Genomic DNA, 14,199 nt, shown 5'->3' with positions numbered 1-14,199 from the left:
TTTGGGGCCGCTTCGCGACCCAGCGGGAGCAGGCTCCCTCGCCACAGGGGTTAATCTGTTACAACAGCGGCTCATTCGCCTTCTTGTGCTTCCAGCTGTCGTTACCCGGAAGGATCAGGTTCAGCGCAATCGCCACCACTGCGCACAGCGCAATGCCTTTGAGGCCGAAGTCATCGGGACCCGTGCCGGTTCCGATCAGTACGCCGCCAATCCCGAACACCAGGGTCACCGAGACAATCACCAGGTTGCGTGCTTCGCCCAGGTCGATCTTGTGGCGAATCAGCGTGTTCATGCCCACGGCTGCAATCGAGCCGAACAACAGGCAGAGAATCCCGCCCATTACCGGCACCGGAATGCTTTGCAGCAGCGCGCCGAACTTGCCGATGAACGCCAGGCTGATGGCGAAGATCGCCGCCCAGGTCATGATTTTCGGGTTGTAGTTCTTGGTCAACATCACTGCGCCGGTCACTTCGGCGTAGGTGGTGTTGGGCGGACCGCCGAACAGACCGGCAGCGGTGGTGGCAATGCCATCGCCGAGCAGGGTGCGGTGCAGGCCGGGTTTCTTCAGGTAATCGCGACCGGTCACGCTACCCACGGCGATCACGCCGCCGATGTGTTCGATGGCCGGGGCCAGGGCCACCGGAACGATGAACAGAATCGCCTGCCAGTTGAACTCCGGCGCAGTGAAGTGGGGGAGGGCGAACCATGGAGCCGCAGCAATCTTCGCGGTATCGACCACGCCGAAGTAGAACGACATGCCAAAACCCACCAGCACGCCTGAAATGATCGGTACCAGGCGGAAAATGCCTTTGCCGAACACGGCGACGATCAGGGTGGTCAGCAACGCTGGCATCGAGATCATCATCGCCGTCTGGTAATGAATCAGTTCAGAACCGTCGCCGGCCTTGCCCATGGCCATGTTGGCGGCAATCGGTGCCATGGCCAGGCCGATGGAGATGATCACCGGGCCGATGACCACGGGCGGCAGCAGGCGGTCGATGAAACCGGTGCCTTTGATCTTCACCGCCAGGCCGAGGAAGGTGTAGACGAAACCGGCCGCCATCACGCCGCCCATGGTCGCGGCCAGGCCGAACTGGCCTTTGGCGAGGATGATCGGGGTGATGAAGGCAAAGCTCGACGCCAGGAACACCGGCACCTGACGCCCGGTGACGATCTGGAACAGAATCGTCCCCAGGCCGGCGGTAAACAGCGCCACGTTCGGGTCCAGGCCGGTGATCAGCGGCATCAGCACCAAAGCGCCGAAGGCCACGAACAGCATCTGTGCGCCAGACAGCACCGTGCGCCAGAGCGGATCGTTGAACTCATCCTGCATGGTCAAGCGTCCTTCTGCTTGGTGCCGAAGATCTTGTCACCGGCATCGCCCAGGCCCGGAATGATGTAACCGTGCTCGTTCAATTTCTGATCGATGGAAGCGGTATAGATGGTCACGTCCGGGTGAGCTTTCTCGACCGCGGCGATGCCTTCCGGCGCGGCAACCAGCACCATGGCGCGGATGTCCTTGCAGCCAGCCTTTTTCAGCAGGTCGATGGTGGCGACCATCGAACCGCCAGTGGCGAGCATCGGGTCGATGATCATCGCGAGCCGTTCGTCGATTTCGGGTACGAGTTTCTCCAGGTAGGTGTGGGCTTCGAGGGTCTCCTCGTTGCGAGCCACGCCCACGGCGCTGACTTTGGCGCCCGGAATCAGGCTCAGCACGCCTTCGAGCATGCCGATGCCGGCGCGCAGGATCGGTACTACAGTGATTTTCTTGCCGGCGATTTTCTCGACCGACACGGTGCCGCACCAACCTTCGATATCGTAGGTTTCCAGCGGCAGGTCTTTGGTGGCTTCATAGGTCAGCAGGGCGCCGACTTCCTGAGCGAGCTCACGGAAATTCTTGGTGCTGATGTCTGCGCGGCGCATCAGGCCAAGTTTATGACGGATCAGCGGATGGCGGATCTCGAGGATGGGCATGGGAAAGGCTCCGGCGGCGGGCAAAAAAACCGGCCTAGATTAATCTATCCGAGGGTGTTGTCCTATAGACATACAGTACGTTAGTCCACAAAGGCTTGATCTGGCCGTGCGGGATGCGTACCTTTGCCCGCTTTTCCTCACTTCGTCCCCCCCGTTACCACCCCAGGAGAGCGCCATGTCCGCTGATCTCGAGCATATCCGTCAAGTCATGCGAGAGGCTGACTGCCTGTACACCGAAGCTGAAGTCGAGGCGGCTATCGCCCGCGTCGGTGCGCACATCAATGAGCAACTGGCCGACAGCAATCCGGTGGTGTTCTGTGTGATGAACGGCGGGCTGATTTTCGCCGGCAAACTGCTGACCCATCTGCAGTTCCCGCTGGAAGCGTCCTACCTGCACGCCACCCGCTATCGCAACGAAACCAGCGGCGGCGAGCTGTTCTGGAAGGCCAAGCCGGAAGTGTCGTTCATCGACCGTGACGTGCTGATCATTGATGACATCCTCGACGAAGGCCACACCCTGGGCGCGATCATCGACTTCTGCAAACACGCTGGCGCGCGTAAAGTGCACACTGCCGTGCTGATCGACAAGGACCATGACCGCAAGGCGCGTCCGGACCTCAAGGCCGATTTCGTCGGTTTGCCGTGCATCGACCGTTACATCTTCGGCTACGGCATGGACTACAAAGGCTACTGGCGCAACGCCAACGGGATTTTTGCCGTTAAGGGTATGTAAGACCATGACCAAGACGAGCTTTCTTGATCAAACGCTGTTCGCTGAGCTGGCCGAGAAAGCCGCGGCCAATCCTCGCGGGCGCCAACATCATAATTTTCACCAGATGGAAGAGGCTTGCCACCGCATGGCGGTGGGCTTGCAGCCCGCCACCTATATTCCGCCTCACCGGCACCTGGGGGAAAACAAGGCTGAAACCTTGCTGGTGCTCAAGGGGAAACTGGGCTTGTTGATCTTCGACGAATCCGGCGCAGTGCTGAGCAAGTCGGTCCTGCAGGCCGGTGGCGATTGCGTCGGCGTGGACCTGCCAACAGGTGTGTTCCACGGCCTGGTAGTGCTGGAGCCCGACAGCCTGATGTTCGAATGCAAGGCCGGCCCTTACCGCCCGGTCGGTGAAGGTGAGCTGGCTCACTGGGCGCCGCGTGAAGGCGAGCCGGGTGTCGCGGAGTATCACGCCTGGATGCGTGCGCAGTTCGACTGAACCATGACCTGTAGGAGCGAGCAGGCTCGCTCCTACAGGAGATGTGTCCAGCCATCCAGTCCTGTTAGCTCATGCTAGAGTGCTCAGCCCCGATTCCGGAGCCTGTCATGAGCCGTTCGATCCGTTGCTGCGCCGCCCTGTTGCTGACCCTCAGCCTTCCCCTGGCCGCCGCCCCGGCGCCGATGCACGCGCAGTTCTTGCCACCGGACGACCTGTCGCTGCGCGACGCCGATCCTGAGCAGCAGCAATTGATGCAGGTCACGGACTATTCAGTGGTGCTTGGTGCTCAACGCCAGTCCAACCAGCAACCGATTCCGGTCACCTCACAGCTGTCGATCCGCCTCAAGGGCAAGTCCTTGAACAAGGGCGCCACGATCAATCAGGTGCTGGTCTACTTCGATGGCGAAAGCAAAAGCCTGAAAAAACCGGTCTACGACGACAAGAGTAAAACCCTGACGCTCTATTACCCGCTGGCTCAGTACCGGGTGGTGATGGACTTGCTGCGCAATGACACGGTGTATTGCCAGTTCCTCAGTTACGCCAACGGCCATATCTGGGCCGACCTGCACACCGGTAGTGTTCGTCCGCGTTGAGTGCCAGGCCCGCGCAGGGGTAAACTGCCTGCCCCGTGAAATGTCTGCGAGCTGGAGTCGGCAATGCGTAAAGATAAGAAACAAGTGATTGGTGACGAGATCGGCGATGAGCAGATCAAGTTGTTCCTCGATTTCGAACCGGTCGACGCCACTTCGCCTTCGTTGCACAAACTGGTGAAGGCCTACCGTGGCCTGCGTATCGATGATTTCGAGCGTTTTCTGAAGTTCTTCGCCGAAGCCGGCCTGGACCTGAATGGCAAGGATGAGCACGGCAATGATTTTGTCGCCCTGATCAAGGATCAGCGCAACGCATCGGATTACATCGAGCTGATCGAGAAAGCTCGCGGCTGACCGCTTTTCAAAGGCATAAAAAAACGCCCCGCTCTCAATGAGAACGGGGCGTTTTTTATGGGGTTCAATCAAGCGTAGCTTTCGGTTTCGCTGCTTGCCTGAACCAGTTCCAGCGCGACGTTGTTCTGCGTGTTGATCTTGCGATACAGCGCAGCGTCGGTTTCCAGGACTTTTTCACGGGCCGGGAAGATTTCTGCCAGTTTGGCAGCCCATTCGCCTTTGGCTTTGCCCGGGAAGCATTTTTCGATCAGCTCGAGCATGATCGAAACGGTCACCGAGGCACCCGGCGAAGCGCCGAGCAGGGCGGCCAGGGAGCCGTCCTTGGCTGCGACCAGTTCGGTACCGAACTGCAGAACGCCGCCTTTTTTCGGGTCTTTCTTGATGATCTGCACCCGTTGGCCGGCCACTTCCAGGCGCCAGTCTTCGGCTTTTGCTTCAGGGTAGAAGCGACGCAGGGAATCCAGACGCTGTTCCATCGATTGCATCACTTCGCTGACCAGGTATTTGGTCAGGTCCATGTTGTTCTTCGCCACGGCGAGCATCGGGCCGATGTTGCCGGCGCGAACCGACATCGGCAGGTCCATGAAGGAACCGTGCTTGAGGAACTTGGTGGTGAAGCCGGCATAAGGTCCGAACAGCAGGGACTTCTTGCCATCGACGACACGGGTGTCCAGGTGCGGCACGGACATCGGTGGCGAACCCACGGCAGCCTGGCTATAGACCTTGGCCTGGTGATGCTTGACCACTTCCGGGTTGTCGCAACGCAGCCATTGGCCACTGATCGGGAAGCCGCCGAAGCCTTTGCTTTCTTCGATGCCCGAAGCTTGCAGCAGTGGCAACGCCGCGCCGCCGGCACCGAGGAACACGAACCTGGCATCGACATCACGGGAATTGCCGCTGTTGACGTCCTTGATGCTGACGGTCCAGCCGCCGTTATTGCGCTTCAGGCCGGTCACACGCTTGCAGTACTTGACCTGGGCATCGGGTGCGCTGGTCAGGTGCTTGAGCAACTGGTTGGTCAAGGCGCCGAAGTTGACGTCGGTACCATTGATCACGCGGGTGGCGGCAAGGGTTTCGCCGGGGTCGCGCCCAGGCATCATCAATGGCATCCACTCTGCCATTGTCGCCTTGTCTTCGGTGTACTCCATGTCGGCGAAGGCGTGGTGCTTGCTCAGCACCTTGAAGCGCTCCTTGAGGAAGGAAACGCCACTTTCGCCCTGCACGAAACTCAGGTGCGGAACCGGGCTGATGAACGATTTGCACGAGCCGAACGTGCCTTTTTTGGTCAGGTACGACCAGAATTGCTTCGACACCTCGAACTGGGTGTTGATGTGCACGGCCTTCTTGATGTCGACGGTGCCATCGGCAGCCTGCGGCGTGTAGTTCAACTCGCACAGGCCAGCGTGACCGGTACCGGCGTTGTTCCACGGGTTGGAACTCTCCGCGGCTCCGGAATCCATCAGCTCGACGACTTCCAGCTTGATCGCGGGGTCGAGCTCTTTGAGCAGCACCGCAAGGGTGGCACTCATGATGCCGGCCCCAACCAGTACTACGTCGACTGCTTCGTTATGCGCCATTTAACGCGTCTCCAAAATCTGCAGCACCAAATTGACGGCATGGCTGCCAGGAGTGACGGGGCATGTCTATGTGGCCCCAGGTACCCATGGCAGGATCGCCATGTCCGAATCTTCGCAATTTTTCGCAACTTCGACGGACGCTACCTGCCGGGTCTAGTCAGAGTCCCATGAACTCATTTCAACGTGCGGCTGGCAATTCGACTTATGGTCGATACATCCGTTTGTGCAACCAAATCCGTAGCGGACAGGCTTCAGGCTCCGGTGTTCGAGGAGTACTCGGTCCTGTGTCGTTGGGCTGTTGTAGACGCTAATGGTGCATGTTCAGACGCAAAACTATTCATTTGCTCGCCACACTCTTGTGAAGTTGTGAAAACCCGTTTTTTTCACGCTCTTTTGAAGACGTGAACCTCAAAAAAGGGCTGTCCCAGCCTGGCACCGTGCCCGGATGATGTGCCGCCAGGGAATACACGGCAGGCAAAACGGGCAAACAGCTCAGTAACCGAGCGTAATGACAGCTCTGCAGATTCGCGAAAAGAGGGGGGCTGCCAAAGGAACAGCAAGCGCGCCAGCTTCACTCGATCTGTGTGGGCGGCTCTCTGTGGGCGGTGCGGGGTGTCAATACCAGGGCATTGACGATGCTGCGAGGCCCGATCAGGAGACGTCCTTATAATCGGGGGGAGATTGTAGCGAAGAAACGCAGGGAATTGGTCGTGTTTAATGACTTTTATTAGGCGTCTGGTCAGGTGGTTAACAGTTGTTGCACTCGGGAACGGGATTGAGGCTGGTCGATGCGGGCACCAGCGGGCAGCGGTTGGTGCAGCCAGCAAAGGCGGATTTCTTCGATTTCGACCCAGCCATCGCCCATGGGCTGGAGGCTGCATTGCTTGAATGCCTGGCAATGGCCCTGGCTGTCGAGCAGGGCGAAGCTGCGGTGGCGCGGGCGTGGTGCGAACAGTGAAACGAGAACGCGCATGGTCAATTACCTTATGGACGGCTACCGATCAAGGTGACAGTTCGTCATGACGCGCAGGTGAATGGCGGGTGAAGGATGCGTGACAGGAACCGCGCTCTGAAGGGTTTGTCAGAGATTTCAGTAATCGTTGCCTGACCCTAGTTAGCCGCAGTGGCGCACCGCTATACTGCCGGCCTGTTTGTGCCTGATTCTGGAGAGAAGAGCATGTTGCAACGCCTGTTGTTCGGTTTGATTACTGTGACCAGCCTGACGCTGGTCGGCTGCGCCCACAGTCCGCAACAACTGAGTCCGGAACCCAAGCTCACGGCGCAACTGGCGCCGGTAGGCCATGGTCAGCCGGTGGTGGTGCGTGTGGTGGACGGCCGTCCGTCGCCGACCCTGGGCACCCGTGGTGGCCTGTACCCGGAAACCAGCGCGATTACCGTGCAGGGCCAGCAGATCCTGCCGAAGTTGCAGGCCCAGGCTGAAGCCGCCGTGCGCCTGTTGGGCTTCACCCCGACAGCCAATGCGATGAATGCGCCACAACTGACCGTGACCCTGACCGAGCTGAAGTATCAGTCGCCCAAAGAAGGCATGTATGTGACCGAGGCGACCATTGGCGCGACGTTCCGCTCCGATGTGCAGAATGCCAACCGTCGCTACAGCGGTCGTTATGGTTCATCCCTGGACCAGCGTTTCGGCATGGCGCCGAACCAGGAAACCAACACCAAGCTGGTCAGCGACGTGTTGAGCGATGCCTTGACCCGACTGTTCAAGGACCCGACCGTCGGGCAGATTCTCGGCGAGTAATGCGAGCCCTGTAGGAGCGAGCCTGTCGAATCGTCGCACCGTCGCGATGGTCGTCAACGATTACGCGGGAAATCTGATGCCCCGCGGCGTCCTCAAGCCCATCGCGAGCAGGCTCGCTCCCACAAAGGAAACAGTTCTCAGGCCGCTTGCGAGTAAAACTCCAGCACACTCACACCCGTCAGCAAATCCGCTTCGGGCAAGTCCGCGTGTTGATGGCCGCCGAGCGCGCAGTACACCAGCCAATGGCGGTCCTGAACGTTGAAGGCGAGGCTGCCGACGAGGGTTTGTTGTTCGTCGTTGTGATTGATGAGGTAGAGGCGATCCTGGTTTTCGGCGTGCAACATGACGCAGTCCCTGTCGGTTTCGAGGGGCGACAGACTGACGTATTCAGATGACGGCCCCATGACGCAGGACAACCATTGGTCGAATGCTTGTTATTTGTCGGAAAGGCAGGGCAGGCGCAGAGGCTTTCGGTAGAATCCGCGCCGCAGTCGCCGGTTCGGCGTCCGTCACACCGGTTTTGCCAGAGGTTTGTCATGTCGTTGCATTTGATGACGCTGTTTACCACCCATCCCGCCAAATTGATCAATCTGCTGGCCTTGCTCTTTGCGTGCCCTGGCGGATGGCTGCTGCACGCAGCCCGTCGCCGTGAGCTGCGCGCGATCGCCAGCCTGCAAGCGCAGAGCCAGAGCCGTCGCGTCGATGAGCCCATGCTATTGCTCGATGGTGCGACGCTGCGCATGAACCGGTTTTTCTACGCCTTCGGTTTTGCCTGCCTGGGGTTGGCGTTGCTGGTGTCGTGGATCAGCACTCGAGTCTGAACCTGATGTAACCCGGTAGTAATCAGAAAACAAAAACGGCGCCCCAAAGGCGCCGTTGTCGTCTCTGCGAATGGCCTTACAGCGGCAACCCGGCCTTCACGCGGTACTGATTGCGTACCGGCGTCGCATATTGCAGCACCAGGAACGGGCGATGCTCTTCGGGGCAAGCGTCCAGGCGCTGTTGCCATTGCTCCTGGGCCTTGGCCAGTTCGGCGGCCGGGAATATCTCGGCGGCGCTCGGCACATGCAATTGCGGGTCGGCGTCCTTCCATTGCGCATAGGCCAGGTAGTGCACCGGGAACAGGCGGTAGCCGCCGAGGATTTGCTTGTCCATTTCGACAGCCAGTTGCTTGGTGTCCTCGAACAGTTCAGTGATCGGCGCGGCAAAGTTCACATGGACCCGGCCTTTGTAACCGGTAATGCCCTTGGCGATGCTGACGTCGTCCTCCCCCGGCGCCTTGGTGTAGCTGCCGGTGGTGGCGCGGATGTAAAGCTCGCGGGCCTTGGCCAGGTCGCACGGGTCGTATTCGTAGCTGATCGACACCGGCGTGAGGTTCAATGAGCGGATGACTTCGCCGAACGGCTCGTCCTTGCGGCTCATGTGGAACATCTTGAGGATCGCCGACTCGGTACGGTCGTCGCCGTCCTTGGCCCGGCCCTCGGCCTGGGCGATCCATATCGAGGCGCAATCGTTGCGGATCGAATGATTGATGTACGCCGAGAGCAACTGGTAGGCCGCCATCTTCTCGCGGCGGCCGGTGATCGAACGGTGCACGATAAAGCTCTTGTTCAGACGCATCAGGTCGCTGACGAAGGGTTTTTGCAGCAGGTTGTCGCCAATGGCGATGCGTGGAGTCGGCAGGCCGGCGTGGTACACGGCGTAGTTGACGAAGGCCGGGTCCATCACGATGTCGCGGTGGTTGGCGATGAACACATAGGCGCTGCCGGACTTGAACTGCTCGACGCCGGTGTACGTCACGCCGTCCGTGGCCCGCTCGATGGTGTGGTCGACATACACCTCGACTTTGTCCTGCAAGGAGGCGACCGAATTGACACCGGCGAACTCACGACGCAGCCGATGAGCTATAAGAGGTTTGAGCGCCCAGCCTAAAGCGCCAGCAAAACGCGGGAAGCGGAAGTGGGTGAGGATATCTAGAAACGCCTTGTCGCCGAGCAGCCGTGCCAGTACTGCCGGGACTTCGCTGTCGTCGTAAGGTCGGATGGCATCGAATTCGCCCATCATGCTCTCTTGTTAGAAACGGCTAGGGTAAGTAAAGGTTTTGATCGAAAACCGGCGGGACACGGTCTGAAAAAGTAGTCAGACAAAAATGGCCCTGCAAATAGACCGGCGATTATACGCACAAGTCACTTGGGAGACCGCGATGCTTGAAACCGAGCATTATCAATGTCCGTATTGTGGTGAAGATTGCGAGGCGGTTCTGGACTTGTCTGGCGGCGATCAGCAGTACATCGAGGACTGTCCGGTGTGTTGTCGGCCGATTGTGTTCACACTGCAAACCGATGGTCAGGAATGGATGCTAGACGTGCATGCCGAAGACGAGTGAGAGCCCTTTATGCAGCGCATCTATGAACCGGAAAACCTGATGGAAGGCGAGTTGCTGCAAAGCATGCTGGCCAGCGAAGGCATCGAAGCGCATCTGGTCGGTCGCGATCTGGTGGGTGGCAGCGGCGAGCTGCCAATCTTCGGCCTGCTGGGGTTGGCGGTGGAGAACGATCAGGCGCAATACGCCCGGGAGCTGATCACCGCGTACAATGCCGCGCTGCCGCTGTCCGGCGATGAACCGGAAAGCTTTCCCGGCACGCTGGTCTGTTAGGCTGGCGTTCGTTTGATCAAGAGTCGTGCTGCCCCATGTGTGGACGTTATGCCCTGTTTCGCTGGAATCCCGCCTTCGCGGCCCTGCCCGGTTTTCCCGCCGATCAGCAGGCGCAGTGGAACATTTCCCCCAATGATTCAGTGTTGATGCTGCGTGCGGGCGCGGATGGCCAGCGTGAACTGGCCCGTGCCCGTTGGGGGCTGACGCCGCCCTGGCTGACCGATCTGTCGCGCACCCCGGCCCATGCCCGCGCCGAAACCGTTGCGGAACAGCCGATGTTTCGCCAGGCCCTGCGCGAACGCCGCTGCCTGTTGCCGGCCAACGGTTTCTATGAATGGCGTGGCACCACGCGCAAGCGCCCGTACTGGTTGACGCCGGGGGAGGGCTCGTCGTTGTTTTTCGCGGCCATCTGGGAAGCGTATCCGGTGCAGGAACAGGTGTGGTTGAGTACGGCCGTGATTACCCAGCCTGCCGCCAGTCAGCGTCGACCGCTGATTCTCGATGCGGCGGGGCAGGACCTCTGGCTCGATCCGGAAACGCCGTTACATGCCTTGCAGGCGTTGCTGGCCAGCGAACCCGCGGCATTGCGCGAACGGGTGCTGGCGAATATGGTCAATGATCCGAAGCTCAATGGGCCGGAGTGTTTGACGCCGGGTTGAGTTCTTTGGCGACTGGTCCGGCCCCATCGCTGGCAAGCCACACAGTGGATTTGTGAACACCACAGGTCTGTGTGGGAGCTGGCTTGCCAGCGATGAAGGCCCTCGAATCAAACCCTGAACTGATTGATCAACCGCCGCTGCTGTTCGGCCAGTTTGGTCAGGTCCGCACTGGCCGCGCTCGATTCATCCGCGCCGCCGGCCACTTCATTGGCCACCTGGCCGATGTTGATCACGTTACGGTTGATATCGTCTGCCACCGCGCTTTGCTCCTCGGCGGCGCTGGCGATCTGGGTGTTCATGTCGTTGATCACCGACACCGCTTTTGTAATGGTTTCCAAGGCCTCTGCCGCTTTCGCCGCGTGTTGCACGCTTTCGTCGGTGCGGTTCTGGCTGTCCTCCATGACCCGCACCACGTCCCGAGTGCCTTGTTGCAGCTGTTGAATCATGGCCTGGATTTCTTCCGTGGCTTTCTGGGTCTTCTGCGCCAGATTGCGCACTTCGTCAGCCACCACCGCAAATCCTCGGCCCTGTTCACCGGCCCGTGCCGCTTCAATGGCGGCGTTCAAGGCCAGCAGGTTGGTTTGTTCGGCAATTCCGCGAATGGCCGTGAGGATCGCGTTGATGTTTTCACTGTCCTTGGCCAGGGTCTGCACGACGCCGACCGCGCGGCCGATTTCCAGTGCAAGCGCGCCAATGGAGGTCGAGGTGTCGCGGACGATTTGCATACCCTGACTGGCAGCCTGATCCGCATGACTGGCGGCCTGTGCAGCCTGGGTCGCGTTGCGTGCCACATCCTGGGCGGTGGCGGTCATTTCGTGCACCGCAGTGGCGACTTGATCGATCTCGGCCATCTGCTTGTGCACCCCGGTGTTGGTGCGAATGGCGATGTCGGCGGTGTGTTCCGACGAATCGCTGACGCTCTGCACCGAGGCCACCACCTGAGTGATCATCGCCTGCAACTTGGCCAGGAAAGTATTGAAGCCTTTGGCGATCGAGCCCAGTTCGTCGGCGCGGTCGCTGGTCAAGCGGCGGGTCAGGTCGCCTTCGCCCTGGGCAATATCGTCGAGCATGGCGACCATTTGCTTCAGTGGGCGGGCAATGCCGTGGCCCACCAGCCAGATCACCAGCAAGCCGATACCGGCAATCAGCAGGCCGACCATGGCCATGCCGAAGGTGTCGGATTTGCGTTGGGTATTGAGATCAGACTGCAGTTTTTGCAGGTCGGCCATCACCGCGTCCAACGGCAACTGCAGCATCAGGGTCCAGCGGGCATCGGTCTGGCCAATGCCGAAGGGCAGGTACAACTCGATCCGGCCCTGGGCCTTGTCGACGGTATAGGTCACTTCGCCGCGCTTGAGATTGGCCATGTTGGCAATCTGCTTGCTGTCGAGGATGTCGCTGACCTTTTCGCCGAACTTGCTCGGGTCCTTGGTGTAGGCAACGATTCGGCCGTTGCCGCCAATCAGGGTCATTTCACCGGCACCGCTGTAGAGCTTCTGGTTGGCGCCCAGGAGCATTTCCTGGATGAAGTTCACCGAGAGGTCAGCGCCGACGATGCCCTGGAAGGCGCCGTTGAGCATGATCGGTTCGATAAAGGAAGCGAGCATGACGATCTTGTCGCCGACTTTGTAGGGCGCCGGATCGATCACGCAGGATTTTTTGGTTTCTTTCGAACACAGGTAGTACTCGCTGGCGCGCACACCGGTGGACAGGGTTTTCTGATCGTCGACGTCCACCAGTTTGTCCAGGCCGAGGCTACCGTCCTCATTGCGGAACCACCAGGGCAGGAAGCGCCCGTTGGCGGCGTCGATGCCGACCACTTTGGTGCCGACGTAGGCCGCATCATTATGGTCGAGGGCGTTGGGTTCCCAGCCAATGTAGGTGCCGAGAATCTTCGGGTTTTTGCTGACGTTTTCCTTGATCAGGCTGATCAACTGCTCGCGGCTGAGGCTCAGTGCCGGCTGTCCATCGGCTCCGGGCGTGCCGATCAAGGCGTTGACTCGCACCAGTCCGCCGGCAATAAGCAGCGGCGCTTCGAGTTCGCGTTGAATCTGGCTGACCTGGGTCTGCGCCAGGGACGTCAGGCGTTGTTCGATCACTTGCTCGAATTGCGCCTGGGTCCGCTGCTGGACCATGTCTTGCGTCCGTGCCCCGGAGAACAGTGCGTAAACGACCAGCGCTGCCACGACACTTAGAACAATGGCACCGGCAAGGGCTGCCACGGAAAACTGGATTGACTTGAATTTCATGGGGCTCCGCACGCGAGAAGACGACTGCGGTGGTGTATCGGCAGGAGGTCGAGCGGGCATTAGAAGCCGTTGCTGAAATGACTGTTTTGGCGTGGTCGAGGTCGTAAATGAATCAGGGCGAACCCTGAAAGGCCGTGGCATGTGTCGCTTTGTGAATTTTTTCCTGCAAGGGGGAGCGCTTTGCACGAAATCGGCGTCTTACCTCCTTTGTATCTGGCGTCGATACATTTGCGCGCATAGGATACCGGCATGTTTTCACGGAGTTTTTTGATGAACAAGACATTGGTGTTGTGTGGGCTGAGCGCGAGTCTGCTGCTTGCCGGGTGTCAGTCGGTCAACACGACCAACGGCGGTGCTGTAGGCGTTGAGCGCAAGCAATACATGTTCAGCATGTTGTCCACCGATGAGGTCAATCAGATGTACGCCCAGTCTTATCAAAAGACGGTAGGCGAGGCGAGCACCCAGGGTGTGCTGGACAAGACCAGTAACGATGCCAAGCGCATTCAAACGATCTCCAATCGGCTGATTGCCCAGGCTCCGGTGTTTCGTCCGGATTCGGCCCAGTGGAAGTGGGAAGTCAATCTGATCAAGAGCGATGAGCTCAACGCCAACTGCGGGCCAGGTGGCAAGATCATTTTCTACACGGGTCTGATGGACAGCTTGAAGCTGACCGACGACGAAATCGCCGCCATCCTCGGCCATGAAATCGCCCATGCCCTGCGCGAGCACGGTCGCGAAGCGATGTCCAAGGCCTATGGCATCGAAATGGCCAAACAGGGCGCCGGTGCCTTGCTCGGATTGAGTCAGGACAGCCTGGCGCTGGCCGATACTGTGGCCAACTACGGCATGACCTTGCCCAACAGCCGCGCCAATGAAAACGAGGCGGACTTGATTGGCCTCGAACTGGCCGCGCGGGCCGGTTACAACCCGAATGCCGCGATCACCCTGTGGAACAAGATGAGCAAGGCTTCGGAAGGTGCTCCACCGGAGTTCATGAGCACTCACCCGGCGTCGTCGAGTCGTATTGCGTCCTTGCAGGCGGCCATCCCGAAGGTCATGCCGCTTTACGAGCAGGCCAAGAAGCCCTGATTGGATTCAGCAAAAGCTGCACGTTTTCAGCTTTTGTGGCGAGGGAGCAAGCTCCCTCGCCACAGTCCCTTCTAACGC

At 59.6% G+C, this 14,199-nt stretch carries 17 protein-coding genes and 1 pseudogene; 10 read left to right on the top strand and 8 right to left on the bottom strand.

Annotated features, from left to right (window positions below):
* Positions 1 to 58 precede the first annotated feature (58 nt).
* Together ACVWYU_RS19445 and upp are read right to left on the bottom strand one after the other, a co-directional pair.
* On the bottom strand, positions 59 to 1,333 hold the full coding sequence (locus tag ACVWYU_RS19445) for a uracil-xanthine permease family protein (RefSeq protein ID WP_090325106.1): 1,275 nt from the start codon (positions 1,331 to 1,333) through the stop codon (positions 59 to 61).
* Between the two features lie 2 nt (positions 1,334 to 1,335).
* A complete protein-coding gene (gene upp / locus ACVWYU_RS19440) occupies positions 1,336 to 1,974 on the bottom strand; it encodes a uracil phosphoribosyltransferase (protein ID WP_090325104.1) in 639 nt (212 codons plus the stop codon).
* 175 nt (positions 1,975 to 2,149) lie between these two features.
* Here upp and ACVWYU_RS19435 point away from each other — a divergent pair, with 175 nt between their 5' ends.
* The 4 genes from ACVWYU_RS19435 (at position 2,150) to ACVWYU_RS19420 (ending at position 4,129) form a co-directional block, all read left to right on the top strand.
* On the top strand, positions 2,150 to 2,707 hold the full coding sequence (locus tag ACVWYU_RS19435) for a hypoxanthine-guanine phosphoribosyltransferase (RefSeq protein ID WP_090325102.1): 558 nt from the start codon (positions 2,150 to 2,152) through the stop codon (positions 2,705 to 2,707).
* Between the two features lie 4 nt (positions 2,708 to 2,711).
* Positions 2,712 to 3,185: a WbuC family cupin fold metalloprotein gene (locus tag ACVWYU_RS19430; protein WP_457373441.1), complete on the top strand. Its 474-nt coding sequence runs from the start codon at positions 2,712 to 2,714 to the stop codon at positions 3,183 to 3,185.
* 107 nt (positions 3,186 to 3,292) lie between these two features.
* A complete protein-coding gene (locus ACVWYU_RS19425) occupies positions 3,293 to 3,778 on the top strand; it encodes a hypothetical protein (protein WP_090325099.1) in 486 nt (161 codons plus the stop codon).
* A 63-nt stretch (positions 3,779 to 3,841) separates the two neighbouring features.
* Positions 3,842 to 4,129 carry a PA4642 family protein gene (locus ACVWYU_RS19420; RefSeq protein WP_090325097.1) on the top strand — a complete coding sequence of 96 codons (288 nt, stop codon included), beginning with the start codon at positions 3,842 to 3,844 and terminating at the stop codon, positions 4,127 to 4,129.
* Positions 4,130 to 4,197: 68 nt separating this feature from the next.
* On the opposite strand, the gene mqo is transcribed toward ACVWYU_RS19420, so the two are convergent.
* Positions 4,198 to 5,706: a malate dehydrogenase (quinone) gene (gene mqo, locus ACVWYU_RS19415; protein ID WP_457373440.1), complete on the bottom strand. Its 1,509-nt coding sequence runs from the start codon at positions 5,704 to 5,706 to the stop codon at positions 4,198 to 4,200.
* A 739-nt stretch (positions 5,707 to 6,445) separates the two neighbouring features.
* Positions 6,446 to 6,679 carry a hypothetical protein gene (locus ACVWYU_RS19410; RefSeq protein ID WP_090325094.1) on the bottom strand — a complete coding sequence of 78 codons (234 nt, stop codon included), beginning with the start codon at positions 6,677 to 6,679 and terminating at the stop codon, positions 6,446 to 6,448.
* Between the two features lie 204 nt (positions 6,680 to 6,883).
* Here ACVWYU_RS19410 and ACVWYU_RS19405 point away from each other — a divergent pair, with 204 nt between their 5' ends.
* Positions 6,884 to 7,468: a YajG family lipoprotein gene (locus tag ACVWYU_RS19405; RefSeq protein ID WP_090325093.1), complete on the top strand. Its 585-nt coding sequence runs from the start codon at positions 6,884 to 6,886 to the stop codon at positions 7,466 to 7,468.
* A 137-nt stretch (positions 7,469 to 7,605) separates the two neighbouring features.
* On the opposite strand, the gene ACVWYU_RS19400 is transcribed toward ACVWYU_RS19405, so the two are convergent.
* The gene (locus ACVWYU_RS19400; RefSeq protein ID WP_247256338.1) at positions 7,606 to 7,812 is read right to left on the bottom strand and encodes a hypothetical protein; all 207 of its coding nucleotides are present in this window, start codon (positions 7,810 to 7,812) and stop codon (positions 7,606 to 7,608) included.
* A gap of 192 nt (positions 7,813 to 8,004) precedes the next feature.
* Here ACVWYU_RS19400 and ACVWYU_RS19395 point away from each other — a divergent pair, with 192 nt between their 5' ends.
* Positions 8,005 to 8,289, top strand: coding sequence for a hypothetical protein (locus ACVWYU_RS19395; protein WP_090325090.1), 285 nt, complete (start codon positions 8,005 to 8,007; stop codon positions 8,287 to 8,289).
* A 76-nt stretch (positions 8,290 to 8,365) separates the two neighbouring features.
* Here ACVWYU_RS19395 and ACVWYU_RS19390 read toward each other — a convergent pair whose 3' ends face one another.
* On the bottom strand, positions 8,366 to 9,529 hold the full coding sequence (locus ACVWYU_RS19390; RefSeq protein ID WP_174552487.1) for a 1-acyl-sn-glycerol-3-phosphate acyltransferase: 1,164 nt from the start codon (positions 9,527 to 9,529) through the stop codon (positions 8,366 to 8,368).
* 142 nt (positions 9,530 to 9,671) lie between these two features.
* Here ACVWYU_RS19390 and ACVWYU_RS19385 point away from each other — a divergent pair, with 142 nt between their 5' ends.
* From ACVWYU_RS19385 to ACVWYU_RS19375, 3 genes are read left to right on the top strand one after another with little or no spacing between them, the layout of a single operon-like run.
* Positions 9,672 to 9,854 carry a CPXCG motif-containing cysteine-rich protein gene (locus ACVWYU_RS19385; protein ID WP_090325087.1) on the top strand — a complete coding sequence of 61 codons (183 nt, stop codon included), beginning with the start codon at positions 9,672 to 9,674 and terminating at the stop codon, positions 9,852 to 9,854.
* Positions 9,855 to 9,863: 9 nt separating this feature from the next.
* The gene (locus ACVWYU_RS19380; protein ID WP_090325085.1) at positions 9,864 to 10,124 is read left to right on the top strand and encodes a putative signal transducing protein; all 261 of its coding nucleotides are present in this window, start codon (positions 9,864 to 9,866) and stop codon (positions 10,122 to 10,124) included.
* Positions 10,125 to 10,159: 35 nt separating this feature from the next.
* Positions 10,160 to 10,783: an SOS response-associated peptidase gene (locus tag ACVWYU_RS19375; protein WP_090325083.1), complete on the top strand. Its 624-nt coding sequence runs from the start codon at positions 10,160 to 10,162 to the stop codon at positions 10,781 to 10,783.
* Between the two features lie 107 nt (positions 10,784 to 10,890).
* Here ACVWYU_RS19375 and ACVWYU_RS19370 read toward each other — a convergent pair whose 3' ends face one another.
* Positions 10,891 to 11,634 (bottom strand): methyl-accepting chemotaxis protein, encoded by a 744-nt coding sequence (locus ACVWYU_RS19370; protein WP_425415231.1) that lies wholly within the window; start codon positions 11,632 to 11,634, stop codon positions 10,891 to 10,893.
* A 111-nt stretch (positions 11,635 to 11,745) separates the two neighbouring features.
* Positions 11,746 to 11,943 (bottom strand): annotated as a pseudogene (locus ACVWYU_RS19365) (HAMP domain-containing protein); the annotation flags it as partial.
* 1,359 nt (positions 11,944 to 13,302) lie between these two features.
* Here ACVWYU_RS19365 and ACVWYU_RS19360 point away from each other — a divergent pair.
* Positions 13,303 to 14,121, top strand: a complete 819-nt coding sequence (locus ACVWYU_RS19360; protein ID WP_457373439.1) for a M48 family metallopeptidase — start codon at positions 13,303 to 13,305, stop codon at positions 14,119 to 14,121.
* The last annotated feature ends 78 nt before the right edge of the window (positions 14,122 to 14,199 follow it).

Source organism: Pseudomonas sp. TE12234 (assembly GCF_054061835.1).
This window is presented reverse-complemented; position numbering and strand designations above follow the sequence as displayed.